This window comes from Enterobacter cloacae complex sp.6700776, from assembly GCF_048284255.1.
Taxonomy (GTDB): domain Bacteria; phylum Pseudomonadota; class Gammaproteobacteria; order Enterobacterales; family Enterobacteriaceae; genus Enterobacter; species Enterobacter intestinihominis.
This window is the reverse complement of sequence record NZ_JBLVYK010000051.1, coordinates 1-820: the sequence shown is the minus strand read 5'-3', so window position 1 is coordinate 820 and position 820 is coordinate 1. Positions and strand designations below refer to the sequence as shown.

1 protein-coding gene is annotated in these 820 nt (G+C 52.4%); it reads right to left on the bottom strand.

Annotation, left to right across the window (positions count from 1 at the left end; all coding sequences use genetic code 11):
- Positions 1–52: 52 nt before the first annotated feature.
- Positions 53–757, bottom strand: coding sequence for an IS6-like element IS26 family transposase (locus tag ACNQ0T_RS23145; protein ID WP_001067855.1), 705 nt, complete (start codon positions 755–757; stop codon positions 53–55).
- Positions 758–820: the final 63 nt, after the last annotated feature.

Below are 820 nucleotides of genomic sequence, written 5' to 3'. Positions count from 1 at the left end.
GGCACTGTTGCAAAGTTAGCGATGAGGCAGCCTTTTGTCTTATTCAAAGGCCTTACATTTCAAAAACTCTGCTTACCAGGCGCATTTCGCCCAGGGGATCACCATAATAAAATGCTGAGGCCTGGCCTTTGCGTAGTGCACGCATCACCTCAATACCTTTGATGGTGGCGTAAGCCGTCTTCATGGATTTAAATCCCAGCGTGGCGCCGATTATCCGTTTCAGTTTGCCATGATCGCATTCAATCACGTTGTTCCGGTACTTAATCTGTCGGTGTTCAACGTCAGACGGGCACCGGCCTTCGCGTTTGAGCAGAGCAAGCGCGCGACCATAGGCGGGCGCTTTATCCGTGTTGATGAATCGCGGGATCTGCCACTTCTTCACGTTGTTGAGGATTTTACCCAGAAACCGGTATGCAGCTTTGCTGTTACGACGGGAGGAGAGATAAAAATCGACAGTGCGGCCCCGGCTGTCGACGGCCCGGTACAGATACGCCCAGCGGCCATTGACCTTCACGTAGGTTTCATCCATGTGCCACGGGCAAAGATCGGAAGGGTTACGCCAGTACCAGCGCAGCCGTTTTTCCATTTCAGGCGCATAACGCTGAACCCAGCGGTAAATCGTGGAGTGATCGACATTCACTCCGCGTTCAGCCAGCATCTCCTGCAGCTCACGGTAACTGATGCCGTATTTGCAGTACCAGCGTACGGCCCACAGAATGATGTCACGCTGAAAATGCCGGCCTTTGAATGGGTTCATGTGCAGCTCCATCAGCAAAAGGGGATGATAAGTTTATCACCACCGACTATTTGCAACAGTGCC